Origin of the sequence: Stenotrophomonas sp. CASM114 (assembly GCF_049384325.1) — a bacterium.
Taxonomy (GTDB): Bacteria; Pseudomonadota; Gammaproteobacteria; order Xanthomonadales; family Xanthomonadaceae; genus Stenotrophomonas; species Stenotrophomonas muris.
In genome coordinates this window covers 209,405-232,349 of sequence record NZ_JBMRGJ010000005.1, presented here as the reverse complement: position 1 = coordinate 232,349, position 22,945 = coordinate 209,405, and the positions used below count along the sequence as shown (strand labels likewise).

Below are 22,945 nucleotides of genomic sequence, written 5' to 3'. Positions count from 1 at the left end.
ACGGCCCATCATCCGCGCCTGCGCAGACCTTCCGGCAGCTCCGGCACCTCGCCGTGCGGCAGTTCGCGGAACGGCGCCAGCAGCTGTCCCGGATAATCGCGCGGATAGTCCGGTTGGCTGCCGATGCCGAGGTCGCGCTGCTGCAGCCGATAGCCCGGCGCATCGAAGGCGGTTCCCAGCAGGTGATCCCAGACGGTCAGGAACAGGCCGAAGTTGACGTCGCCAGCGGTGCCGTAACGCATGTGGTGGAAGCGGTGCAGCGGTGCCCACGCCATCACCCGGCCCAGCAGGCCCGGGCGCATGTCCACGTTGGAGTGCTGCAGCAGCAGCTGGATGGCAATGGCGAAGGCCAGCACCGCAGCCACCGGCATCGGCAGGCCCAACAGCAGCAGCGGCAGTACGCCGCCCACTGCTTCGGCCGCCTGGTGCAGCGGATGCTTCATCAAGCCGTTGAAGCCGTACATGCGGGTGACGCTGTGATGCACCGCGTGCAACCGCCACAGCCAGCCGATGCGATGGCTGGCGTAGTGCACCAGGGTAATGCCAAGGTCGGCGCAGACGATGGCCAGCAGTACCTGCAGAACGAACGGCCACTGCAGCGGCCACAGCTGCCACGGAAGGAGCGCTGCCAGCAGCGGCACCGCAGCGATCGACAGCAGGTTCAGGCTTTCGTTGACCAGTGCATGCAGGGTGTCACGCAGACTGTCGCCGTGGTCGTGGTTGAACGCGGGGTCATACGGCCAGGCACGTTCGGCAGCGAACGAAACCGCGATGGCGACCGCCAGCAAGGCCAGCAGCCATAGCGGATCGCCATGGAGGTGGCCGACCCAGACGACGGCGGCGGCAACGAAACCGAGCAGGAACAACGGGGCATACAGGCGGAGGATCCAGTGTTTCATGGGCAACCCGGAACATGAGGGGCCTGCATGCTGGCGCGGCACGACGGTTGCGGGCTTGAACAAACGGCGCAACCCGCCCCGCCTCGGTGGATATCCCCCCTTTGGCCGACACCGCGTTTCCCCCACCCACGGATGGCGTGGATCTACAATGGCGCCCTCATCGCGCCCGGTACCGGCATGGATTCCTTCAACCTGATGCGCGCCTTCCGCCGCATCGTCGAACGCGGCGGGCTGGCCCGCGCTGCCGAAGACCTGGGCATGTCGCCGGCCGGGCTGAGCAAGCAGTTGCGCGCGCTGGAAACGCACCTGGGCGTGGTGCTGCTGCAGCGGACCACGCGGCGCATGAGCCTGACCGAGACCGGCCACGCCTATTACCGCGAATGCTGCCGCCTGCTCGACGAATTGGACGCATTGGAACGTGGCATCGCCGAACAGCGTGGCGAGGTGGCCGGGCGCCTGCGTGTCAATGCACCGCAGTCGTTCGCACTGAGCACGCTGTCGCCGCTGCTGCCACGCTTCCTGCAACAGCATCCACAGCTGTCGCTGGACCTGGTGATGGAAGATCGCCTGCTTGATGCGGTCGGTGAGGGTTTCGATGTGTCGTTGCGGCTGCGTGCCGAGCTGGACGACTCGCGACTGGTGGCGCGCCGGCTTGCCTCGCTGCAACAGGTGCTGTGCGCTGCCCCGTCCTACCTGCGGCAGCGTCCAGCACCGCAGTCGGTGGACGATCTGCAGGTGCACAGTGTGCTGGCCTACAGCCTGTCCGACTCCCCCGGCAGCTGGCCGCTGCTCGGCCCGGATGGGCAGGTGACCATCACCCTGCCGGCACGCGTCACCGTCAACAACAGCCTGCTGCTGCGCGACCTGCTGGTGGCCGGCATGGGCATCGGCGCCCTGCCCTCGTTCCTGGCGGCACCAGCGCTGACCCGTGGCGAACTCCAACAGGTGCTGCCCGACCACCGCTATCCGCCACGCTTCGTGCATGCGGTCTATCCCACGTCGCGCCACCTGCAACCCAAGGTGCGTGCCTTCATCGATTTCCTGCACGCCGAGCTGCCCCGCTGCGCCGGCCTGGATTCGTAACCGCCAGCGAAAACTGAGCTGCCCACGGCGCGCTGTTTCGGCCCCGCCGCGCTGCCTAATCTGCCGCCTCCCCTCTCACCGATGGCAGGCAGATGTCTCCCGTTCCTTCCCCCGCCACCGCCGCGCCGGTGGTCGACTTCTTCCACGACGTGGTCTGCGGCTGGTGCTTCGTGCTGGCCCCGCGCCTGCAGCAGGTCTCGGCCGAACTCGGCATCCAGGTGCGCCATCGCAGCTTCGTGCTGCAGGACTCGCGCGCGCAGATGGTCGAGGTGTTCGGCTCGATGGAGCGCGCCAAGGCGATCATCCTGCGCCACTGGACCGACTGCGCCGCGCATGAAGACAGCGCGCGCATCGATATCGAAGGCATGCGCGCACAGGACTTCGAATATCCCTCCGGCTGGCTCGGCGCACTGGCCTGCCAGGCCGCAGGGTTGATCGGCGGCAATGATGCCCATGGCGCAATGTTCGACGCGGTGCAATGGGCGCACCTGCACCAGCACCGCAACATCGGCGACGCCGAAGTGCTGCTGGATATCGCCGAATCACTGGGCCATCCCCGTGGTGCCTTCGCTGACCACATGCGCAGCGACGCAGTACGCCAGCGCGTGCAGGCCGATCGTGCCGACGCCGCTGCCCTCGGCATCCGCTCCATTCCCACCGTGATCGGCGGCAACGGCCTGCGCCTGCAGACCCTGCCGCTGCCGCAACTGCGCCAGGCCCTGGCGCCCCTGGTCGCGGCCTGAGCCGCACCCTCCCCACCCTGCAAGGAGATTCCCCCATGACCCCACGTATCCTGGCCAGCGCGCTGGCCCTGCTGCTGGCCGGCACCGCGGCGTCCACCACCGTGTCCGCGCACGAACGCGTTCCCTCCGGCCAGCAGGTCGGCACCAGCCCCTGGGGGCCGAAGGACGAGATCGGCCGGCTCAACCTGATCACCGAAGCCTCGCGTGCGGCGATCCTGTCGCGGGTCAGCGGCGGCAAGGCCTATGACCTGGCCACCGACTACTACGTCGGCATGCCCAGCTGGCAGGACGCCGGCGACCCGCACTACCAGTTCTGGATGACCCACACCCCGCGCGGCACGGTGATGGATGATCCGATGGGCGTGGGCGAGAGCATGAACCTCACCCGCAGCTACACCGGCACCGCGTTCTCGATGTACAGCCACACCGGCACCCACATCGATGCGCTGAACCACTTTGGCATCCACGGAAAGATCTGGAACGGCTTCGAGGCCGACAAGCATCTCGGCGATCGTGGCTGGAATGTCACCGGCATCGAGAAATTCCCGCCGCTGATCGCGCGTGGCGTACTGATCGACGTGGCCGCCGCCAAGGGCGTGGACATGCTGCCGGACAGCTACCGCGTCACCCGCCAGGACCTGAAGGATGCGCTGGCACGCCAGCGGGTGAAGCTGCAGCAGGGCGATGTGGTGCTGATCCGTACCGGCCGCATGCGCCTGTTCGAACAGCCCAAGGCCTACATGGCCAACCCGCCGGGCATGGGCCTGGACGCGGCGCGCTTCCTGGTTGAGGACAGCGGCGCGATGATCGTCGGCGCCGACAACCTGAGCTTCGAGACCTTCCCCTCGGAGGTGGCCGACGACTACGTGCCGCTGCACACCTACCTGCTGGCCCAGCAGGGCGCGCCGATCATCGAACTGGTGGCGCTGGATGAACTGGCCCGCGACAAGGTCTACGAGTTCGCCTTCATCGGCGGCCCGCTGAAGATCCGCGGCGGCGATGCCGCGCCGCTGCGCCCGGTCGCGCTGCCGGTCCGCCCGTAACCGGGCCCTGTGGGTGCCGACCTGGCTCGGCACTCCTTTCCCACTTCAGCAACCTGAAACCCGGCCCGCCAATTTCATTAGTAATTATACTCACAAGGCGAGTAGCATGTCTGGTCTCAGCCCCTGATACCAGCCCGCCGATACTCGCTCCATGCCTGTCGTTTCCGCCCATTCCTGCCGCTTCCAGCCCACCCGGCGCCTCCCTTGGAGGACCGGCTGATGGGCGCCGTCGTCGCCCTCGACCGGCTGCTGGACGGCCGCCAGTTGTGGCGCGGCCCGGCCCGCCAGGGGCCGGCCAGCGACCACCTGGCCAGCGGCCACCCGGCGCTGGACGCACGCCTGCCCGGCGGCGGCTGGCCGGCCAGCGGGCTGTGCGAGGTGCTGCAGGCGGCGCCGGGCGTTGGCGAACTGGCCCTGGTCTGGCCGGCGCTGGCCAGGCTGAGCCAGCGCGACCGCCCGATCGTGCTGGTCGCCCCACCCTATCGCCCGCATGCCCCGGCCTGGGCCGCGGCCGGGCTGGATCTGGCCCAGCTGCAGATCATCCACGCTGCGCCGAAGCAGGCGCTGTGGGCGGCCGAACAATGCCTGCGCTCTGCGGCCTGCGCGGCGGTGCTGTGCTGGCCGCACCAGGCCGACGATCGCGCCCTGCGCCGGCTGCAGGTCGCCGCCGACAGCGGCCAGTGCCTGGGCTTCGTGTTCCGCGAGGCGCAGGCAGCGCGCAACCCCTCCCCGGCCAGCCTGCGCCTGCAGCTCGACCACGGCCAGGTAAGGGTGCTGAAGTGCCGTGGCGGCCTGCCACCCGCGCAGCCGTTGCCACTGGCCATCACCCACTGAGGCCGCGCCATGCACTGGGCCTGCCTGTTGTTGCCGCAGCTGGCGCTGGACAGCGTGCTGCGCCTGCAGCCGGACCCCCAGCGGCCACTGGTGCTGCTGCAGGGCCCAGCGCAGCGCCGCGTGCTGCGTGCGGTCAGCCCGGCCGCGCGCGCAGCAGGGCTGCGCCCGGGCATGCTGCTGTCGGCCGCGCAGGTGCTGGTGCAGGACATGCACCTGCACGACTACGACCCTGACGCGGAACAGCACACCCGGCAGCTGCTGGCCAGCTGGGCCTACGCCTACAGCTCGCAGGTCAGCCTCGATTTCCCGCATGCACTGGTGCTGGAGATCGGCGCCAGCCGTGCCCTGTTCGGTGACTGGCTGACGATCGAAAAGCGCCTGCGCAACGAACTGCATGAACTCGGTTTCCGCCACCGCCTGGTGGCCGCGCCCACGGCGCATGCCGCGCGCGTGCTGGCCAACGTCCACGACGGCCTCGGCATCGATGCGCAGCAGCTGCCAGCGGCACTGGCGCAGCTACCCTTGCCGCGCTGCGGCCTGCCCAGCGACGCGGTGACCGTGCTCGGCCGTTCCGGCCTGCGCACGCTGGGTGCGGTGCTCGAGCTGCCGCGTGACAGCCTGGCCCGGCGCTTCGCACCGGAGGTACTGCAGCAGCTGGATGCACTGCGCGGCCTGCCCACCGCGCCGCTGCGCTACTACCAGCCACCGGACCGTTTCGATGCGCGCATCGAATTCGAATACGAGATCGAATCCAGCCAGGCCCTGCTGTTCCCGCTGCGCCGCCTGCTGCTGGACCTGGCCGCCTTCCTGTGTTCGCGCGATGGCGGCGTGCAGCGCTTCGACCTGCATTTCGAGCACGACCTGCTGCCGGCCAGCGTGCTGACCATCGGCCTGCTGGCCCCCGAACGCGATCCTGCGCTGCTGTTCGAGATCGCACGCAACCGCATGGAAGCGTTCGCCCTGCCGGCCGGCAGCCGCGCACTGCGCCTGCAGGCCGAGCAGCTGCCACCGTTCGTGCCCGCCGCGCGCGACCTGTTCGATACCCGGCCGGCGCAGGCGATGCCCTGGAACCAGCTGCGCGAGCGCCTGCGTGCGCGGCTGGGTGATGACGCCGTGCAGCCGCTGGCGGTGCAGGCCGACCATCGCCCCGAACGCGCCAGTGGCACCCAGCCACCGGCCAAGCCCCCGTCGTACTGGCCACTGCGCCCCGGCTGGTTGCTGGACACCCCACAACCGTTGCGTGACCCGCGCCTGCGCATCGTCGCCGGGCCGGAGCGGATCGAATCGGGCTGGTGGGACCAGGCCGACGCACGCCGCGACTACTACGTGGTGGAAACCGCACACGGCCAGCGCGGCTGGGCCTTCCGTGAGCGCAACGATCCGCATGCGCCGTGGATGCTGCACGGCTGGTTCGGCTGAGCCGCCATGCACAGCGAACTGCCCGGCTACGCCGAACTGCACTGCCTGTCGGCCTTCAGTTTCCAGCGCGGTGCTTCGATCGCCGAAGAACTGTTCGCGCGCGCCGCTGGCCAGGGTTACCGGGCACTGGCGATCACCGACGAATGCTCGCTGGCCGGCATCGTGCGCGCCTGGCAGGCGGCGAAGGCGCATGGCGTGGCGCTGATCGTCGGCGCCGAATTCCAGGTCGAGGACGGCCCGAAGCTGGCCCTGCTGTGCACCGACCAGGCCGCCTATGCCGGGCTCTGCCAGTTGATCACCACCTGCCGGCGGCGCGCAGCCAAGGGCGAGTACCGCTGCCTGCGCGAGGATCTGCTCGGCCTGCCCGACGGCCTGCTGTGCCTGTGGCTGGACCGGCAACCGGCCGCCACCGACCTGGAACTACTGCGCGCCGGCTTCAATGATCGGCTGTGGTTGGCGGTGGAGCTGCACCACGAACACGACGACGCACGCCGCCTGCAGCAGCTGCAGGCCTTCGGCCAACGCCACCGCCTGCCGCTGGTCGCCAGTGGCGACGTGCACATGCACGTGCGCCGCCGCCGCGCCCTGCAGGACACCCTGACCGCGATCCGCCACCGCTGCAGCGTGGCCGAGGCTGGCTGGCGCCTGTTCCCCAACGGCGAGCGCCATCTGCGTCCGCGCACCGCGCTGGCCCAACTGTATCCGCCCGAATTGCTGGCCGAGACCCTGCGCATCGCCGAGCGCTGCCACTTCACCCTGGAACAGCTGCAGTACACCTACCCACGCGAGCTGGTGCCCGAGGGGCATGACCCGGACAGCTGGCTGCGCGTGCTGGTCGAGCGTGGCATCCCCTGGCGCTGGAAAGGCGGCATCGAACCGAAACAACGCGAGCAGATCGAACACGAACTGGCGTTGATCAAGCAGAAGAACTACGCCTCGTACTTCCTCACCGTGCAGGACATCGTGCGCTTCGCGCGCAGCCAGGACATCCTCTGCCAGGGCCGCGGCTCGGCGGCCAACTCCGCGGTGTGCTTCGTGCTGGGCGTGACCGAGATCGACCCGGCACGCAGCAACCTGCTGTTCGAGCGCTTCATCTCCGCCGAGCGCGACGAGCCACCGGATATCGACATCGATTTCGAGCACGAGCGCCGCGAGGAAGTGCTGCAGTACGTGTTCAAGCGCTATGGCCGCGAGCGCGCCGCACTGACCGCGGTGGCAATCAGCTACCGTGGCCGCAGCGCGATCCGCGACGTGGCGCGTGCACTTGGCCTGCCGATGGACCAGGTCAACGAACTGGGCGCGGCGATGGACCACTGGGGCGGCAACATCCCATTGCCGGAAACCCTGCGCGAGCGCGGTTTCGATCCGGACACGCCCTTGATGCGACGCCTGCTGGCGCTGACCGCCGAGTTGATCGACTTCCCGCGCCACCTGTCGCAGCACCCCGGCGGTTTCGTGATTTCCGAACATCCCCTGTCGACCCTGGTGCCGGTGGAAAACGCGGCGATGGCCGACCGCACCGTCATCCAATGGGACAAGGACGACCTCGACGCCACCGGCCTGATGAAGGTCGACTGCCTGGCGCTGGGCATGCTTACCGCCATCCGCAAGTGCCTGGCCATGCTGAAACAGCATGGCCTGCATGAAGGACGCATGGATGCGATCCCGCCCAAGGATGCAAAGACCTTCGACATGATCTGCGCCGCCGACACCATCGGCGTGTTCCAGATCGAATCGCGCGCACAGATGGCGATGCTGCCGCGCATGCAGCCACGCACGTTCTATGACCTGGTGATCGAGGTGGCAATCGTGCGCCCTGGCCCGATCCAGGGCGACATGGTGCACCCCTATCTGGAGCGGCGCCGGATCCTGCGCGAACAGGGACCGGACGCGTTGAACGACCCGGACAACCCGCTCTACCCACCGCAGCTGGAACGCGTGTTCGCACGCACGCTGGGCGTGCCATTGTTCCAGGAACAGGTGATGCAGCTGGCGGTCGAAGCAGCCGGTTACACGCCTGGCCAGGCCGATGCCCTGCGCCGTTCGATGGCGGCCTGGAAACGCCGTGGCGGCTTGGAACCGCATCGTGAAAAACTGCTGGCAGGCATGTTGAAAAACGGCTTCAGCCGCGAATACGGTGAGCACCTGTTCGAGCAGATCAAGGGGTTCGGTGATTACGGTTTCCCGGAAAGCCACGCCGCCAGCTTCGCCCTGCTGACCTATAACAGCTGCTGGCTGAAATGCCACCATCCGGCCGCGTTCACCGCCAGCCTGATCAACAGCCAGCCACTGGGTTTCTACAGCCCCGACCAGCTGCTGCAGGACGCGCGCCGGCATGGCATCCGCGTGCTTCCCGTGGACGTGCGCCACAGCGACTGGGACTGCACGCTGGATTTCAGCAGGGGCGCGGCCGCGATCCGGCTCGGCCTGCGCCTCGTCGACGGCTGCAATGAAGCGGCTGTACAGGCCATCATGCGCGAACGTGCACGGCGCCCGTTCGACGATGTGGGCGACCTGTGCCAGCGCACCGCCCTGGATCGCCGCCAGCAGGGCCTGCTGGCCGATGCCGGTGCGCTGCGCGGGCTCAGCGGCCATCGCCATCGTGCACGCTGGGATATCTCCGGCGTGGAGAACCGGCTGCCGCTGTTCGACCAGGCCCGCGCCACCGCTGAAGCACGTGTGCCGCTGCCCCTGCCCAGCGCCTGGGAGGACATGCAGGCCGATTACCGCAGCATCGGCACCACCCTCGGCCGCCACCCGATCTCGTTCCTGCGCACGCAGCTGCGCAGCCGCGGCTGCCTGGATGCCGCGCAGCTTGCGGGCCACGGCCATGGCCGTCGCGTGCGCATCGCCGGCCTGGTCCGCATGCGCCAGCGCCCGCAGACCGCCAGTGGCGTTACCTTCCTCACCCTTGAAGACGAGACCGGCATGGTCAATGCCGTGGTCTGGCGGCACCTGGCCGATCGCCAGCACCGGGTCCTGGTCGATACCCGGCTGATGCAGATCGACGGCCGCCTGGAACGCGTCGATGGCGTGCAGCATGTCATCGTGCAGCGCATGCACTGCCTGGATGAACTGTTGCAGGGGTTGCGCAGCCACAGCCGCGATTTCCATTGACGATACACAGCGTCACACAATGAACTGGCCATCGGTCGCCCGCATCCGCTATCGTCGCTGCATCCAAGGAAGGACGACACGATGCCGCGCGCACTGCTGCTGACCACGCTGGTGGTCTCCACACTCGCCCTGCTGGTTTCCGGCTGGACCGCCTGGAGCCTGCATCGCAGCCAATCGCCACAGCGCATCATCGAAGCGCGCGGGCTGATCATCCACGATGGCACGGGCCAACCCCGGGTGATCCTAGGCGCGCCGGTGCCCGACCCCCTCAGCCGGGGCCGTATCCAGGGGCCGCGCGCCACCGCCCTGTCCGGCCTGATCCTGCTCGGCCCGGATGGCTCCGAACGCGGGGGCTATGGCACCAGCGATCGCGGCGGTGAAGCCGTGCTGACCCTGGACGATGCCAATGGCACCACGGAAGTGTTCAAGGTGGTGGCCAACCCGGACCGTGGTGCCAGCCTGATGGTCAAGCACCAGAACAACACCGGCGCCATGCTCACCTCATGGCAGGGCAAGCCGGAACTGATGTTCGTCGATGACAGCGGCCAGTCCTACTACGTGCGCCCGGGCGCCAACGCCGCGCCCTGATCTGCTTCTGTAGCGTCGAGCCATGCTCGACTGCTTCTACCAACAGCAGCCGAGCATGGCTCGGCTCTACAAAGGCGAAGCAACGTCGAGCATCGCTCGACGCTACAGACCGCACACCGCCGCCAGGTCGTCAGCCAGCGGCCGCAGTTGCGCCGCGCCCAGCGCCGCGCAGGTGATGCGCAGGCCATGTGCCGGCGCCGCCACCGCGAACACCTCGCCAGCGCGCACATGCCATCCGCGCGCGGCCAGCGCCAGCACCTGCGGATGGCTGTCGCCCGGCAACGGCAGCCACAGGTTCAATCCCTCCATCGGCAGCGGCGTCGGCACGCCACGCGCGCGCAGCAGTTCCTGCAGCGACTGCAGGCGCTGCTGGTAACGCTCGCCTGCCGAGGCGATCTTCGCCCGCTGCGTTGACGACGCCAGCACCGAGGTTGCCGCGTCCTGCAGCAGGTGACTGACCCAGCCGATACCGGATGCCAATCGCAGCCGCAACCGCATCGCGGTTTCTTCATCGCAGGCCAGCCAGGCCAGCCGCAGGTCCGGGCCGAGCGGTTTGGACAACGAACGCAGCAGCGCCCAGCGCCGCCCATCCAGCGGCAGTACCGAGTGATAGGCCTGCTGCGAGAGCAGCGCATAGTGATCGTCGATCAGCACTGCTACCTGCGGGTACCCCGCCAGCAACTGCCGCAACGCCCGCGCCCGCTTCGCATCCAGGCTGGCCCCGGTCGGATTGTGCGCCCGGGGGGTGAGCAGCACCGCACGTGCACCAGCCTCCAGCGCCTGCCGCAGCGATTCGACCTGCATGCCCTGGGCATCCACCGCCACCGGCAACGGCGCATGACCCGACGCATTGAGCACATTGAGGCTGCCGAGGAAGCATGGATCCTCCACCGCGATGCGATCACCCGGCAGCAGCCACGCCGCCAGCAGGCGCTCGATGCCATCGACGGCGCCATGGGTCAGCTCCAGCGCATATCCCTCGGGGCAATCCGCATCCAGCGAGGCGCGTGCCAGCGCCTGCAACCTCGTGTCGACCGTACCCACGCCATACAGCCGCGGCGCCGCCGGGGTCAGGCGCAGGTTCGGCAGCAGGCGCGGATCCGGGTTGCCACCGGCCAGGTCCTGCAGCGCCAGCCCCGGGGTGCTGCCCTCGCGCGCCAGCGGCGGCGGCAGGCCACGCACCACCGTGCCGCGGCGGCCCGCCGTGCTGGCCAGTCCCGCCGCATCCAGGCGCTTGTAGGCAGCAGCCACGGTGTTGCGGTTCACGCCCAGCTGCTCGGCCAGTTCACGCACCGGCGGCAGCACGCTACCGGCCGGCAGGCGGCCCTTGCCGATGCCGTCGCGGATGCTGTCGAAGATCGACTCGGCGCTGTACCCGGTGATTTTCATTTTGTCCTATGCCAAAATATCTCTTGTCCTGTGCCAGTGTATCCCACCCTGGCCACCCTGCATTGGAGGTGCCCGCATGCCCCTTGCCGCTGCCGACTGGCCCGTCGCCCAGTCCGTTGAACAGATCGCCGCCAACCTGGTCACGGTGCGCCAACGCATCGCCGATGCTTGCGCCCGCGTCGGCCGTGACCCGGCCAGCGTGCGCCTGCTGCCGGTCAGCAAGACCGTCGATGATGCCCGCATCCGCATGGCGGTGGCCGCCGGTTGCCGCGAGCTGGGCGAGAACAAGGTGCAGGAGGCGCAACGCAAGGCCGAGACGATGGCCGATCTTGGCGTGCACTGGTCGGTGATCGGGCATCTGCAGACCAACAAGGCGCGCTACGTGGCGCGCTTCGCCAGCGAGTTCCAGGCGCTGGACAGCCTGCGCGTAGCCGAAGCACTGCAGCAGCGCCTGCAGCTGGAAGACCGCACGCTGGATGTGTTCGTGCAGGTCAACACCTCCGCCGAACCCAGCAAGTACGGCCTGGAACCCGCTGCCGTCGAGGCCTTTGTGCAGCAGCTTCCAGCGTTCGATCGCCTGCGCGTACGCGGCCTGATGACGCTGGCCATCTTCACCCCGGAGGTCGAACGCGTGCGTGCCTGCTTCGTGCGCCTGCGCGAACTGCGCGACCAGCTGCAGCGCACTGCACCTCCCGTCATCGACCTTTCGCAGTTGTCGATGGGCATGTCCGGGGACTTCGAAGTGGCGATCGAGGAAGGTGCCACCGTGGTCCGCGTCGGGCAGGCCATCTTCGGCGCACGCGCCACCCCGGACAGTTTCTACTGGCCCAGCAATGGAGCCCCCGCATGAAGCACGCGGTCGTCCTGCAACACGTCGCCTTTGAAGACCTCGGCACCCTGCAGCCACTGCTGTCGGCACAGGGCTGGCAGCTGCAGGTGCTGCAGGCCGGTATCGACGCGCTCGACTCCGCCGAAACCGCCGACCTGCTGGTCGTGCTGGGCGGCCCGGTCAGCGTCAACGATGTTGATCGCTATCCTTTCCTCAACGACAGCATCGCGTTGTTGCAACGTCGGCTGCAGCAGCAACGGCCCACGCTGGGCATCTGCCTCGGCGCGCAGCTGATGGCGCGCGCACTCGGTGCCGACGTCGCCGCCAGTGGCGGCAAGGAGATCGGCTTTGCGCCGCTGCTGCTCACCGATGACGGCCAACGCTCGCCACTGCAGGCCCTGCAGGGCATTCCGGTACTGCATTGGCATGGCGAGGCGTTCGAACTCCCGGCCGGTGCACGTCGCCTGGCCAGCACGCCGGCCTGCCGCCACCAGGCCTTCGCCATGGGCAGCCATGCGTTGGCCCTGCAATGCCACCCGGAACTGGATGCCCGCCAGTTCGAACGCTGGCTGATCGGCCACACCCTGGAGCTGGCGCAGGCCGGCATCGATCCGAACGATCTTCGCGCCCAGGCACGCCGTTACGGTGCACCGCTGGCAGCGGCGGCCACCGCGATGTTCGACCATTGGCTGCAGGAGCTGCCGGAGACACCGCAATGAACTACCGATTGCAGATCCACCGCGATGGCGCCCACTGGGGCCACTTCGACTGCAGCGGCCCCGATGCCATGCAACGCATGGACACCATCGCCGCGCAGCTGCCTGCCGAACAGGGCTTCCAGCTGAAACGGCAGAAAGGTGTCGGCGAAGAGCGCATCCTGTCCAGCAATGCCGACGGCCTGCGCGTACTGGCTTCGCAGATCCAGTACCGCGACATCTGACGATCGTCGGGGGGGGGGGGGGGGGGGGGGGGGGGGGGGGGGGGCGGCCACCGGATTTTGGCGGGCCCGCGGCGGGCACTACCACGGCTGTTCGCCCGCGTGCGAAGCTTCACGCATGCTGACCCTGCAACGCGGCAGCCACCACGGGCTGCTGGTCGCCCCGCGCTGGCCCTCCACCCGTATCCAGCTGGAAGAAGAGGTACTGCAACGCCTGCTCGATGCGCAGGCAATGCTGCCTGCCGGGCTGCGACTGCTGCTCACGCGCGGCTTCGAACCCAGCCACAGCCGGCTCGGCAGCTTCCCTCGTGGCGTGCGTTGGCTCGGTATCGCGTTGTTCCGGACCTGCTATCCGCAACGCCATGATGAGGTCGATGCCATCTTCGGCGCCAACGGCCACGACATCGATGGCCGTCATATCGATGTCTCGCTGGTACTGCACGGCAAGCGGCTACGGCTGCTGCCCATGGGCGTATTCACCCCGCCACGCTGGCAGGATCGTCGCGTCGCCCGCCATGCCGAAGCGGTCGCGCGGGTGAAGCGCAGCCTGCAGCGCTGCGGCTTCAAGCTGCATCACAACCCCACCGAAGCCCTGCAGATCCACTGCGATTATCGCCCGCGCTGATCTCCCGTCCCGGGCAGGCGTGTAACGCCCATCGATAGATGCAAATGATTCTCTTTTGCTGTAAGGTGCAGCCGCTGCCCTTGCCGCCGCGGGCTGTTCCCTTTCCCAGTTGTCGCCCGCCCCGTGTCCACGCCTGTCGAACCGACGGATGTCGCGCAGCTGTGCGCGGCCCATTACCGGCCGCTGCACGCCCATGTCCGCCGTAAACTCCCGCAACGCAGCGACGCCGATGACGTCGTCCAGGAAACCTGGCTGCGTGTCATCAAGGTCGCCGCCAGCGGCCTGCTGAGCAACGGCCGCGCCTACCTGTACCGCGTCGCCCACAATCTGATCGCCGATCACTACCGGCAACGCCAGCGCCGTCGTGAGGAAGCGCTGGATGACGCCCAACTGCACGCCCTCGCCGATCCTGCACCGCTGCCGGAGCAGCACCTGCTGGACGCCGAACAGCTGCGCCATCTCGACGCGATCATCGCCGCGCTGCCACCGCGCTCGCGCCAGGTATTCCTGCTGGCCCGGGTGGAGCAGATGGCACTGGCCGAGATCGGCCGCCGGCTCGGCATCAGCCGGCAGACCGCGCACGGCCATCTGCTGCGTGCGCTGGTGGCGCTGCAGCAGGTACCCGGCGCATGAGCCCGGAGGCGATCGCGCGCGAGGCCGCGCGCTGGTGGCTGGACGGCCACGACGGCGGCCGCGACGAGCGTGCCTTCAACCAGTGGTACTACGCCGATTGCCGCCACGCCGCGCAGTACCAGCACCTGCAGGCGCTCTGGCAGGCCGGTGATGCCACGCCCAGCCTGCAGCGGCATCAGCGCAAGCGGCAGCGCCGGCACCTGCGCGACGCCGGCACTGCCGTGCTGCTGCTTTGCGCCTTGGGCCTGTATACCCGCCAGGCCGCACCACCGGCCGCGCAGGTGATGCGCACGGCGGCAGGCGAGATCCGTGAAGAAGTACTGCCGGACGGCTCGCACGTGCTGCTGTCACCCGGAAGCGAAGTCCATGTCCGCATCGATGCACAGCGCCGCCAGCTGCAGCTGCAGCACGGCCAAGCCTGGTTCAAGGCAGCCGCCGATGCGCAGCATCCGTTCCAGGTGCATACGACGCACGGCATGGTCACCGCGCTCGGTACGGCCTTCGACCTTGCCGTGCAGGACAACGACAGCGTGGTCACCGTCACTGAGCATCGCGTCCGTGTGGACAGCGGCACCCGCAGTGAGCAGGCCATCGAAGGGCAGCAGCTGCGCTTCGATGGACAGGCACCGATCATCGGCCTGGCCGCCAGCCACAGTGCCCTGGCCTGGCGCGAGCGTCGCCTGCATTGGGTCTCCACGCCCTTGGCCGAGGTCACCCAGGGCCTGGATCGCTGGCATAGCGGCCACACCTGGATCATCGGCGCACACCTGCGCCAGCAGCCGGTCACCCTGCTCGGCAGTGCAGACGGTGCGGCGCGCAGCCGCGACCAGCTGGCCACGCAGCTGCATGTACGCGTGCTGCGCCTGGGCGCGGGCGTGCAGGTGTGGCTGCCGCCACGCAGGGAACATCGCGATGCACCCTGACATCGGCCCTGCCACTGCGTCTACCCAGGATGACGACGCGCCGCGTCAGCCCCTGGAGCTCCCGATGCTGTTTCACCGTCCCCTTGTCCTCGCCCTGTCACTGGCCTGCGCCAGTCCGCTTCCGTTGTTACCTGCCAGCGCACACGCGCAGGCCGCCTCCCGTCACTTCGATCTTCCTGCGCAATCGCTGGCCAGCGCGCTGGATGCCTACAGCCGGCTGACCGGTGTCGATCTGGTGATCGGCGCGGCATTGCCAGGCGGCCAGACGGCGCCGGCACTACGCGGACGGTTCGACGACGCGCAGGCCCTGTCACGCCTGCTGGCCGGTAGCGGGCTGCGCCCCCGTTTCATCGACGCGCGCCGCGCCACCCTGGAACCGGCGCCGGCCGCCCCCTCCGATGGCAGCCGTCGAACCGGCCCGCTGCGCGTACAGGGCGATATCGCACACGGCCATTCCCCCGGTGCAGGCGCCAGCCAGTATGTCCCGGCGGCCCGCGATGGCTTTGCGCCCGCCGTCGGCAGCGAGCGCGTGGCGATGGCCGAACGCCAGGACGGCAACAGCCTGCTGCGTTCGATGCCCGGCACCCACAGTTTCCACTCGCGCAGCCAGCCCGGCCTGCAGGTCAACATCCGCGGCATGACCGGCGCCGGGCGGGTCAACACCATGATCGATGGTGTCACCCAGACCTTCCGCAACAACGCGGGCCACGGCTCGGGGGGGCCGTTCGCCTACGTCGATCCGTTCCTGCTGGCCGGCGTGGACATGCAGCGCGGCGCGGTCGCCGGTGGTGATGGCGCCGGCACGCTGGCCGGCAGTGCCAATTTCCGCACGCTGGACATCGACGACCTGCTTGGCGAAGGTCGTGACTGGGGCCTGCGCGCGGGTTACCGCCATGGCAACAACGGCTACGGCAATGGCCGTACCTTTGCCGGTGCCTGGCGCCACAGCGAGGATGGCGGCGACCGCCAGTTCGGCCTGCTGGCCGCTGCCAGCAGCAGCCGCAGCGGCGAATACGCCACCGCGCGCGGGCAGAAGAACACCGCCGATCCGGGCAGCCAGCAGCCCAGCAGCTGGCTGTTGAAAGCACGCCTGCAGCCCAGTGACCAGCATCGGCTGGACCTGAGCCACATGCGCTACGAAAACGACTTTTACCACAACTACCCGTGGCAGATTTCCGCACGCAACCAGCGCGCCAGCTACCACTACACGCCCTACACGCCGTGGATCGACCTGCGCGCGACCTTCGCCGGCAACAAGACCCGGCTGTTCTATCCGCCCGTGGAGGATTCCAGCTACATCGGTCGCCGCACCCACAGCAGCCTGAGCAGCTGGACGCTCGACAACACCAGCCGCTTCGACATCGGTGCACTGCAGGCACGCTGGAACACCGGCATCAAGCACCAGTCGGACGTCTACGTGGCCGACACCCCCATCCTGCGCGGCGCCAACCCGCAGGGCCGCAGCCAGCTGGACAGCGTGTTCAGCACGCTGGAACTGCAGTACGACATCTACGCGCTGACTGCAGGCCTGCGCCAGGATCGCTATGGCATCCGCGGCCACGTCCCGGTGTGCTCGGATGTGCCCGGCCAGTGCGCCGAGATCAACGGCGGCGGCATCGACGTGCGCCGTACCCAGCGCGCACTCAGCCCCAGCCTGGCGGTCTCGTGGCAGGCCACCGACTGGCTGCAACTGTTCGCCGAAGCCTCGCGTACTTCCCGCCCGCCGCGCGTGCAGGAGATGTTCTTCGAGAAGATCCCGCTGGAAGGCATGAGCGATGCCGATGGCGTGGGTGCCAACCCGTTCCTGCGCCGAGAGCGCTCGCGCAACCTGCAGTTCGGCGCCAACCTCAGCGCCTCCTCGCTGCTGACCGACGGTGACCTGGCGCAGCTGCGCGTCACCCGCTTCGACAACCGCATCCGCGACTACATCAAGCCGCAGTACCTGCTGATCGTGCACCCGCCGGAGGTGAGGCCTTTCGTGGTACCGATCGACAGCGATCAGCAGCTCACTGCCTGGACCGATGCGCTGGACGTGGACGACTTCAGCACCACCACGCGCTGGATGAACCACCCCGGCGTGGTGCGCATGCGCGGTATCGAGCTGGAAGCGCACTACGCCAGCGCGCACTACCACGCCACGCTGAGCTGGACCCGCTCGCGCACCAGTGCGCCTGCCATCGAATTCGTCAACCTGGAAGACATCACCGCCCTGCCCGACCGCTTCTGGACGTTGGATGTCGGCGGCCGCTGGTGGCAGCAGCGCGTGCAGGCCGGCCTGCGCGCCGAATACTCCGGGCCCACCGAAGAAGGCTACGACTTCTTCCAGACCCGCAGGACCGGCGGTACCGGTGTACTGCTCGACTTCTACGCCAGCTTCAAGCCCCAGCCCAACACCACGCTGTGGCTGAACATCGAAAACCTGCAGAACAAGGCCTATGACAACAATGCCTCGATCGACAGCATCTTCAGCCCGATCCTGGACCGCGGCAACGGCCGTGGCCGCACCGTCTCGATGGGCGTCAATGTGGCGTTCTAGCCGCCGCTGGCTGCCGCTGTGCCTGCTCGCACTGGCCGCAACGGCCAGCGCGCAGCCTATGCCCGGCACGGTGATCGACCTGGCCAGCGGGCAGCGCCTGGACGAAGCCGCGTTCGTGAAGCGTGCAGCGAACGCCCCGCGGCTGCTGCTGGGCGAACGCCACGACCTGGCCGGTGACCACGCCGCCCAGCGCTGGCTGCTGCACGCGCTGCAACGGCAGCGTCCACAAGGCGCGCTGGTGATGGAGATGATCGCCAGTGAACGCCAACCGCGCCTGCAGCGGGTGCAGCGCTGGCTGGCCAAGGGCAACCATGCCGATGGTGCGCGCCTGCAGGCGCTGCTGGGCTGGGATACACGCTGGCCGTGGGCCACCTATGGCGGGCTGGTACAGGACGCCACCGCCGCCGGCATCCCCCTGTTCGGCGGCAACCTGTCGCGTGCCGAGGTCGATGCGTTGCTTGCCTCCAACACGTCGGTGCGGTTTCCGATGCCCACCGCCCGGCAACGCCTGTCGGCCGTGGTGCTGGCCCAGCACGCAGACGCCGCACCGATGCTGGAAGGGATGCTGGCCGTGCAACAGGCCCGCGACACCCGCATGGCACAGGCACTGACCGCAGCCCCTGCACCAGCGCTGCTGGTGGCCGGCCGCTGGCATGTACTGCGCGGCACCGGCGTGCCGGGCTACCTGCCACCGGAGGTACCGGCACTGGTGATCGCGCTTGCGTCACCCGACGAAGGCGTCGATGCGGCCGACGCCGATCTGCTGTGGGTGCCGGGCGATGAGTGAACGCGGCCAACACTGGCAGGCGATTGCCATCAGCATCGGCCTGCACCTGTTGCCCTTGCTGCTGTTGGTGCACTGGATGGCCGCGCCACCGTTGCTGCCGCCGCCTGAGCAGGATGTGCGCATCAGCCTGCGCCTGCTGGCACCGGCTACGCCTCCCCAGCCGGTCGAAGAGCGCCTGGCCGACACCCCCAGCCAGGCGCAGCAGGCGCGCGCGTCGCAACCGGCGAAGTCGCCCCCTCCGCCAAAGCCCACCGCCGCGCGCGAGGGCGAGGTGGCCGCCAGCGAGCTCGGTGGCCCTGGCCGGCAAGCCCTGCCGGTCGCCCCGCCTGCGGCCGTGACCGATGCCAGTCCCGCACCGGCATCGATCACGGCCGCGCCGCCCGCTCCCGACGCACCACCGGCGGACTTCCAGGCCGGCGCCGCCAGCGACCAGTGGGAAGCCCGCCTGATGGCGCGCCTGGAGCGTTATCGCTACTACCCCGCCGTCGCGCGCTCGCGCCGGCAGCAGGGAACGACCTGGGTCAGGGCCAGCATCGATCGCGAGGGACGCCTGCAGGCCCTGCGGCTGGAGCAGTCCAGCGGCCAACCGATGCTCGACGACGCCGCACTGCAGACGTTCCGCCGCGCGCAGCCGCTGCCGCCCATTCCCATGGAAATGAAGGCACCGCAGGAACTGGTGGTGCCGGTGGAGTACTACCTGCGCTAGGCGGCGTAGGCCTCCGCCTCGATCTCGAACAGCATGCCGTCCAGCGCCAGCCGTGGCACAGGAATCAGGGTGCAGGTCGGCGCTGCGCCGTTCGGCCAACGCCGCCGTACCTGCCGGGCGATGATGCCCAGCCGGTCCTCGTCGTGGTCGACCACCAGGATGCGCAACCGCGCGACATCGGCCAGGCTGGCCTGCGCCGAACGCAATGCGATCTGCAGGTTGTCCAGTGCCTGCTCGACCTGTTCCCCGAAGCCGGGAGAGAGATGACCATCGGCATCCTCACCGCCCTGCCCGGCGATATGGATCACCCGGGCGGGAAGGCGCACCACCGCCACGTGCGAGTAGCCGTTGGCCGAGGGGTCGTAAAGCCCCGCAGGATTGAACAGTTCCAGCAGGCCGTGGCCCAGGTCCGGGGTGGTCAGCAGGTTCATGCCGCATGCCTCATGGGGAATGTGAAGCAGTCTGCGACCTCAACCAGAGTTGAGGTCAAACAGATCCGCTGCAACAGTCCGGTCTGCCATGCGCAACGATCGTGCCCACGTGTAGAGCCGAGCCCACGCTCGGCTGCTCAGCGCGAATGGCAGCCGAGCATGGGCTCGGCTCTACCGTGCCCGGCTCACGTCCACGCCGGGTCTGCGGTGAAATCAATGGTCAGCCAGAACGTGCTGCCCCGAGCATCCAGCCGCACCGCGATCTCGTCACGCATCGCATCGACCTCACCCACCGAGCCCAAGGGCGTCGCCGGATCGGCCAATACGTGGATCTCGATGAAGCGCATCCGCCCCATCTTCGCCACATGGCTGGTGAAACCGGCATAGCCACGCTCGGCCACGAACGCCTGCATCACCTGCTGCACGCGCCGGTCCAGATCATCCGGCGCCACCTGCAGCACTTCGCGCATGGCCTTCCACGCGCTGCGCGCCGGCACCGGCAGCATCGCCAGGCTGATCAATGCCAGCACGATCGAATCCAGGTACGGCACCCAATGGTGCCACTCACCACCGTGCAGGACCAGCGCCAACACGAAGGCCAGCACCACTGCCAGGCTCATCAACCCGCCCAGCAGCCAGCCACGCACATCCAGCCATAACAGCGCCGAGCGCAGATGCCGCGCCCGCTGCGCGACGAACGCCGCCATCGCCAGGTTGCTGGCACTCAGCAGTGCCGCCCACCACAGCGCGGGCCCGAATTTCACTTCGTGCCCGCCCGTGGTCAGGCCGATCACCGCGTTGGCCAGCGCATACACGCAGGCCAGCGACAGGATCACACCACCCAGCGCTTCGACCATCGGCTCCAGGTGCCAGTAGCCGTACTGGAAGCGCGGGCTTTGTTCCCGCGCCACCAGCCGCAGCACCGACAACGACACCAGGGTCAGGGCGACGTCGACCAGGCTGTACACGCCGTCGAACAGGATGGCCTGCGATCCCACCAGCAGGCCACCGCCGAAGCCGACCGCGCTCACCGCAAGGGTGACCCCGATCGAGAACGTCAGGATGCGTTGCTCGCGCGCGGTATCCATCGTTCGCCGATGAGCCGACCGTTACGGGTCAGGCCTTCAGCACCTCCACCTTGTACGAGACCGCATCACCCTCCTGCTCGATGATGAGCCCGTGCACGTCCGATTCGAAGCCCGGGAAACGGGCGTTCTGCTCGCGGGCGATGCGCAGCGACTGGATGATCGGCTCGTCGCTGTCGCCGAAGCGCTCGCCCGGCATGATGGTCGGGATGCCCGGCGGGTACGGCACCAGCATGGTCGCAGCGATGCGGCCACTGATCTGCTCGATGTCGACCCGCTCGATCTCGCCCTTGACCAGGTGGTTGTAGGCATCGGCCGGGGTCATCACCGGCGTCGGCAGGTCCACGTACATCTCGCGCATCACCTTGGCCACGGCAAATTCCTGGTTGAACGCATGCAGCGCGTCGCACAGGTCACGCAGGCCCCAGCCGGCGTAGGCATTCGGATAATCGGCGGCCAGCGTCGGCAGTGCCTGGCTCAGCGGCGCATTGCGGTCGTACAGTTCCTTGAACGCCATCAGCTCGGTGACCAGGGTGCTCCACTTGCCCTTGGTGATGCCCATCGAGAACAGGAACAGCACCGAGTACAGGTTGGTCTTTTCCACGGTGATGCCGCGGCCCCACAGGAACTTGCTCAGCACCGCCGCCGGGATGCCCAGCCTGCCCATGCTGCCGTCCATTGCCAGGCCCGGGGTCAGCAGGGTCACCTTGATCGGATCGATCAACACATAGTCATCCACCAGGTTCTCGAAGCCGTGCCAGTGCGCATCCGGCTGCAGGTACCACTCCTCGCGCTTGGCCACCATCGGTGCCGGCGTATCGCCCTTGTCCAGGCTGCGCTCGACCTGGGTCGGCTGCCACACGCTGAACCACCAGTCGTCGCGGCCGAGATCATCGCGGACGTGCAGCATCGCGCGGCGGAAGGCGATCGCCTCGTCGTGCATTTCCTGCACCAGCGAACGGCCGGCGTCGCCTTCCATCATCTTCGAGGCCACGTCACAGGCGGCAATCACGCCGTAGTGCGGGCTGGTCGAGGTGTGCATCATGAACGACTCATTGAAGCGCTCGGCATCAAGGTTGCGTTGCGCCGAGTTGCGGACGTGGATCATCGACGCCTGCGAGAACGCAGCCAGCAGCTTGTGGGTGGAATGCGTGGTGAAAATGATCGCATCCTGCTCACGCGGCTTGCCCTTGGCCATGCCGTAGTGGTTCTCGTAGAACGGGTGGAACGCGGCGTAGGCGTACCAGGCTTCGTCGAAATGCAGGAAATCAACTGCGCTGCCGATCTCGTCGGCGATCTTCTCGGCGTTGTAGCACAGGCCGTCATAGGTCGAGTTGGTGACCACCGCGATGCGCGGCTTGGAGCCGGCCTTGTAGGCCTGGCTGGCCAGCGGATTGGCGGCGATGCGCTGCTGCAGCGACTCCGGCGTGAACTGGTCCAGGCTGATCGGGCCGATGATCCCGTGCGCATTGCGGCTGGGCGTGAAGTACACCGGCACCGCACCCGTCATGATCAGCGCGTGCAGCAGCGACTTGTGGCAGTTGCGGTCAACGAACACCACGTCGCCGCGGGCCACCGTGCCATGCCAGACGATCTTGTTGGCGGTGGAGGTGCCATTGGTGACGAAGAAGGTGTGGTCGGCACCGAAGTTGCGTGCCGCCTCGTTCTCGGCATCCTTGATCGGGCCGGTGTGATCGAGCAGCGAGCCCAGCTCCGGCACCGAGATCGACAGATCGCTGCGCAGGGTGTTCTCGCCATAGAACTGATGGAATGCGCGGCCGACCGGCGACTTGGTGAATGCCACGCCGCCTGCATGGCCCGGCGTATGCCAGGAATAGTTCGACTCGGCCGCATGATGGATCAGCGCCTTGAAGAACGGCGGCAGCAGGTTCTTCATGTAGTCTTCGGCCGCGCGCATCACCTGCCGCGAGATGAAGCTCTTGGTGTCTTCGAACAGGAAGATGAAACCGTGGATGTACTTGAGCAGCTTGCTCGGCACCTTCTCGATGGTGCGGCGCTCGCCGTACAGGAACACCGGCAGATTGGCACGGCGTGCGCTCTGCTCGCGCAGGAAGGCGGTCAGGCGCTGGAACTCGCCATCCACCTCTTCGCTGCCATCGATCGAGATCAGCACCGCCGAGGCCGCCACGTAGGTGCGGGCACCGGCCCGGGCGTCATCCAGGTTCAGCCCGCACAGCACGCGCTGGTCGTTGCTGCGCAGCTCTTCCACCAGCGCACGGATCAGGATGCCACCGATGCGCGGCGACTCGTAGTCGTTGTCGATGACAATGACCGGGTAGTCCAGGGACTTGAAGTACACGTTGATTCTCCTTGTCGA

21 protein-coding genes are annotated in these 22,945 nt (G+C 68.2%); 16 read left to right on the top strand and 5 right to left on the bottom strand.

What is annotated here, in order from left to right:
- Positions 1-8: 8 nt before the first annotated feature.
- A complete protein-coding gene (locus tag VG566_RS08250) occupies positions 9-899 on the bottom strand; it encodes a sterol desaturase family protein (RefSeq protein ID WP_032960191.1) in 891 nt (296 codons plus the stop codon).
- A gap of 132 nt (positions 900-1,031) precedes the next feature.
- On the opposite strand from VG566_RS08250, the gene VG566_RS08245 reads away from it, so the two are divergent.
- From VG566_RS08245 to VG566_RS08215, 7 genes are all read left to right on the top strand, one after another.
- The gene (locus VG566_RS08245) at positions 1,032-1,982 is read left to right on the top strand and encodes a LysR family transcriptional regulator (protein WP_241884040.1); all 951 of its coding nucleotides are present in this window, start codon (positions 1,032-1,034) and stop codon (positions 1,980-1,982) included.
- Between the two features lie 92 nt (positions 1,983-2,074).
- Entirely contained in the window at positions 2,075-2,725 is a 651-nt protein-coding gene (locus VG566_RS08240; protein ID WP_014647507.1) for a DsbA family oxidoreductase, read from the top strand.
- A gap of 35 nt (positions 2,726-2,760) precedes the next feature.
- Positions 2,761-3,768, top strand: a complete 1,008-nt coding sequence (locus tag VG566_RS08235) for a cyclase family protein (protein WP_049418880.1) — start codon at positions 2,761-2,763, stop codon at positions 3,766-3,768.
- 219 nt (positions 3,769-3,987) lie between these two features.
- The gene (imuA, locus tag VG566_RS08230; protein WP_014647509.1) at positions 3,988-4,602 is read left to right on the top strand and encodes a translesion DNA synthesis-associated protein ImuA; all 615 of its coding nucleotides are present in this window, start codon (positions 3,988-3,990) and stop codon (positions 4,600-4,602) included.
- Positions 4,603-4,611: 9 nt separating this feature from the next.
- On the top strand, positions 4,612-6,021 hold the full coding sequence (locus VG566_RS08225; protein ID WP_046431214.1) for a Y-family DNA polymerase: 1,410 nt from the start codon (positions 4,612-4,614) through the stop codon (positions 6,019-6,021).
- A 6-nt stretch (positions 6,022-6,027) separates the two neighbouring features.
- Complete coding sequence (locus VG566_RS08220; protein ID WP_032957267.1) at positions 6,028-9,138, top strand: error-prone DNA polymerase; 3,111 nt, start codon at positions 6,028-6,030, stop codon at positions 9,136-9,138.
- Between the two features lie 81 nt (positions 9,139-9,219).
- A complete protein-coding gene (locus tag VG566_RS08215; protein ID WP_032957269.1) occupies positions 9,220-9,726 on the top strand; it encodes a hypothetical protein in 507 nt (168 codons plus the stop codon).
- Between the two features lie 102 nt (positions 9,727-9,828).
- Here VG566_RS08215 and ptsJ read toward each other — a convergent pair whose 3' ends face one another.
- The gene (gene ptsJ, locus VG566_RS08210) at positions 9,829-11,115 is read right to left on the bottom strand and encodes a transcriptional regulator PtsJ (protein WP_241884041.1); all 1,287 of its coding nucleotides are present in this window, start codon (positions 11,113-11,115) and stop codon (positions 9,829-9,831) included.
- Positions 11,116-11,191: 76 nt separating this feature from the next.
- Here ptsJ and VG566_RS08205 point away from each other — a divergent pair, with 76 nt between their 5' ends.
- The 9 genes from VG566_RS08205 (at position 11,192) to VG566_RS08165 (ending at position 19,091) form a co-directional block, all read left to right on the top strand.
- Positions 11,192-11,965: a YggS family pyridoxal phosphate-dependent enzyme gene (locus VG566_RS08205; RefSeq protein ID WP_164167525.1), complete on the top strand. Its 774-nt coding sequence runs from the start codon at positions 11,192-11,194 to the stop codon at positions 11,963-11,965.
- Positions 11,962-12,663: a glutamine amidotransferase gene (locus VG566_RS08200; protein WP_046431222.1), complete on the top strand. Its 702-nt coding sequence runs from the start codon at positions 11,962-11,964 to the stop codon at positions 12,661-12,663. Before VG566_RS08205 ends, VG566_RS08200 begins: the two co-directional genes overlap by 4 nt.
- Positions 12,660-12,884 (top strand): hypothetical protein, encoded by a 225-nt coding sequence (locus VG566_RS08195; protein ID WP_014647516.1) that lies wholly within the window; start codon positions 12,660-12,662, stop codon positions 12,882-12,884. The genes VG566_RS08200 and VG566_RS08195 overlap by 4 nt, the downstream gene beginning before the upstream one ends.
- Before the next feature lie 115 nt (positions 12,885-12,999).
- Positions 13,000-13,506: a hypothetical protein gene (locus VG566_RS08190; protein WP_241884510.1), complete on the top strand. Its 507-nt coding sequence runs from the start codon at positions 13,000-13,002 to the stop codon at positions 13,504-13,506.
- Between the two features lie 123 nt (positions 13,507-13,629).
- Entirely contained in the window at positions 13,630-14,139 is a 510-nt protein-coding gene (locus tag VG566_RS08185) for an RNA polymerase sigma factor (RefSeq protein ID WP_014647518.1), read from the top strand.
- A complete protein-coding gene (locus VG566_RS08180; RefSeq protein ID WP_423172615.1) occupies positions 14,136-15,062 on the top strand; it encodes a FecR family protein in 927 nt (308 codons plus the stop codon). Before VG566_RS08185 ends, VG566_RS08180 begins: the two co-directional genes overlap by 4 nt.
- Positions 15,063-15,126: 64 nt before the next feature.
- A complete protein-coding gene (locus VG566_RS08175) occupies positions 15,127-17,598 on the top strand; it encodes a TonB-dependent receptor (protein WP_241884511.1) in 2,472 nt (823 codons plus the stop codon).
- Positions 17,585-18,385: a ChaN family lipoprotein gene (locus VG566_RS08170; protein WP_032957281.1), complete on the top strand. Its 801-nt coding sequence runs from the start codon at positions 17,585-17,587 to the stop codon at positions 18,383-18,385. The genes VG566_RS08175 and VG566_RS08170 overlap by 14 nt, the downstream gene beginning before the upstream one ends.
- A complete protein-coding gene (locus VG566_RS08165; protein WP_049406194.1) occupies positions 18,378-19,091 on the top strand; it encodes an energy transducer TonB family protein in 714 nt (237 codons plus the stop codon). The genes VG566_RS08170 and VG566_RS08165 overlap by 8 nt, the downstream gene beginning before the upstream one ends.
- On the opposite strand, the gene VG566_RS08160 is transcribed toward VG566_RS08165, so the two are convergent.
- The 3 genes from VG566_RS08160 to VG566_RS08150 all read right to left on the bottom strand — a co-directional run bounded on the left by VG566_RS08160 (position 19,088) and on the right by VG566_RS08150 (position 22,927).
- The gene (locus VG566_RS08160; protein WP_049406192.1) at positions 19,088-19,522 is read right to left on the bottom strand and encodes a RidA family protein; all 435 of its coding nucleotides are present in this window, start codon (positions 19,520-19,522) and stop codon (positions 19,088-19,090) included. The two genes, VG566_RS08165 and VG566_RS08160, sit on opposite strands and share 4 nt — an antisense overlap.
- 185 nt (positions 19,523-19,707) lie before the next feature.
- Positions 19,708-20,610 (bottom strand): cation diffusion facilitator family transporter, encoded by a 903-nt coding sequence (locus VG566_RS08155; RefSeq protein ID WP_014647524.1) that lies wholly within the window; start codon positions 20,608-20,610, stop codon positions 19,708-19,710.
- 28 nt (positions 20,611-20,638) lie between these two features.
- Positions 20,639-22,927, bottom strand: coding sequence for an Orn/Lys/Arg decarboxylase N-terminal domain-containing protein (locus VG566_RS08150; RefSeq protein ID WP_014647525.1), 2,289 nt, complete (start codon positions 22,925-22,927; stop codon positions 20,639-20,641).
- Positions 22,928-22,945 lie beyond the last annotated feature (18 nt).

Excerpts from the sequence above, each read along its gene's own strand:
- VG566_RS08195 (WP_014647516.1), top strand. The coding sequence starts at position 12,660 with ATGAACTACCGATTGCAGATCCACCGCGATGGCGCCCACTGGGGCCAC.
- VG566_RS08175 (WP_241884511.1), top strand. The coding sequence starts at position 15,127 with ATGCTGTTTCACCGTCCCCTTGTCCTCGCCCTGTCACTGGCCTGCGCC.
- VG566_RS08235 (WP_049418880.1), top strand. The coding sequence starts at position 2,761 with ATGACCCCACGTATCCTGGCCAGCGCGCTGGCCCTGCTGCTGGCCGGC.
- VG566_RS08240 (WP_014647507.1), top strand. The coding sequence starts at position 2,075 with ATGTCTCCCGTTCCTTCCCCCGCCACCGCCGCGCCGGTGGTCGACTTC.
- VG566_RS08215 (WP_032957269.1), top strand. The coding sequence starts at position 9,220 with ATGCCGCGCGCACTGCTGCTGACCACGCTGGTGGTCTCCACACTCGCC.
- VG566_RS08220 (WP_032957267.1), top strand. The coding sequence starts at position 6,028 with ATGCACAGCGAACTGCCCGGCTACGCCGAACTGCACTGCCTGTCGGCC.
- VG566_RS08180 (WP_423172615.1), top strand. The coding sequence starts at position 14,136 with ATGAGCCCGGAGGCGATCGCGCGCGAGGCCGCGCGCTGGTGGCTGGAC.
- VG566_RS08165 (WP_049406194.1), top strand. The coding sequence starts at position 18,378 with ATGAGTGAACGCGGCCAACACTGGCAGGCGATTGCCATCAGCATCGGC.
- VG566_RS08160 (WP_049406192.1), bottom strand. The coding sequence starts at position 19,522 with ATGAACCTGCTGACCACCCCGGACCTGGGCCACGGCCTGCTGGAACTG.
- VG566_RS08170 (WP_032957281.1), top strand. The coding sequence starts at position 17,585 with ATGTGGCGTTCTAGCCGCCGCTGGCTGCCGCTGTGCCTGCTCGCACTG.
- VG566_RS08250 (WP_032960191.1), bottom strand. The coding sequence starts at position 899 with ATGAAACACTGGATCCTCCGCCTGTATGCCCCGTTGTTCCTGCTCGGT.
- ptsJ (WP_241884041.1), bottom strand. The coding sequence starts at position 11,115 with ATGAAAATCACCGGGTACAGCGCCGAGTCGATCTTCGACAGCATCCGC.
- VG566_RS08155 (WP_014647524.1), bottom strand. The coding sequence starts at position 20,610 with ATGGATACCGCGCGCGAGCAACGCATCCTGACGTTCTCGATCGGGGTC.
- VG566_RS08205 (WP_164167525.1), top strand. The coding sequence starts at position 11,192 with ATGCCCCTTGCCGCTGCCGACTGGCCCGTCGCCCAGTCCGTTGAACAG.
- VG566_RS08225 (WP_046431214.1), top strand. The coding sequence starts at position 4,612 with ATGCACTGGGCCTGCCTGTTGTTGCCGCAGCTGGCGCTGGACAGCGTG.
- VG566_RS08200 (WP_046431222.1), top strand. The coding sequence starts at position 11,962 with ATGAAGCACGCGGTCGTCCTGCAACACGTCGCCTTTGAAGACCTCGGC.
- imuA (WP_014647509.1), top strand. The coding sequence starts at position 3,988 with ATGGGCGCCGTCGTCGCCCTCGACCGGCTGCTGGACGGCCGCCAGTTG.
- VG566_RS08190 (WP_241884510.1), top strand. The coding sequence starts at position 13,000 with ATGCTGACCCTGCAACGCGGCAGCCACCACGGGCTGCTGGTCGCCCCG.
- VG566_RS08245 (WP_241884040.1), top strand. The coding sequence starts at position 1,032 with ATGGCGTGGATCTACAATGGCGCCCTCATCGCGCCCGGTACCGGCATG.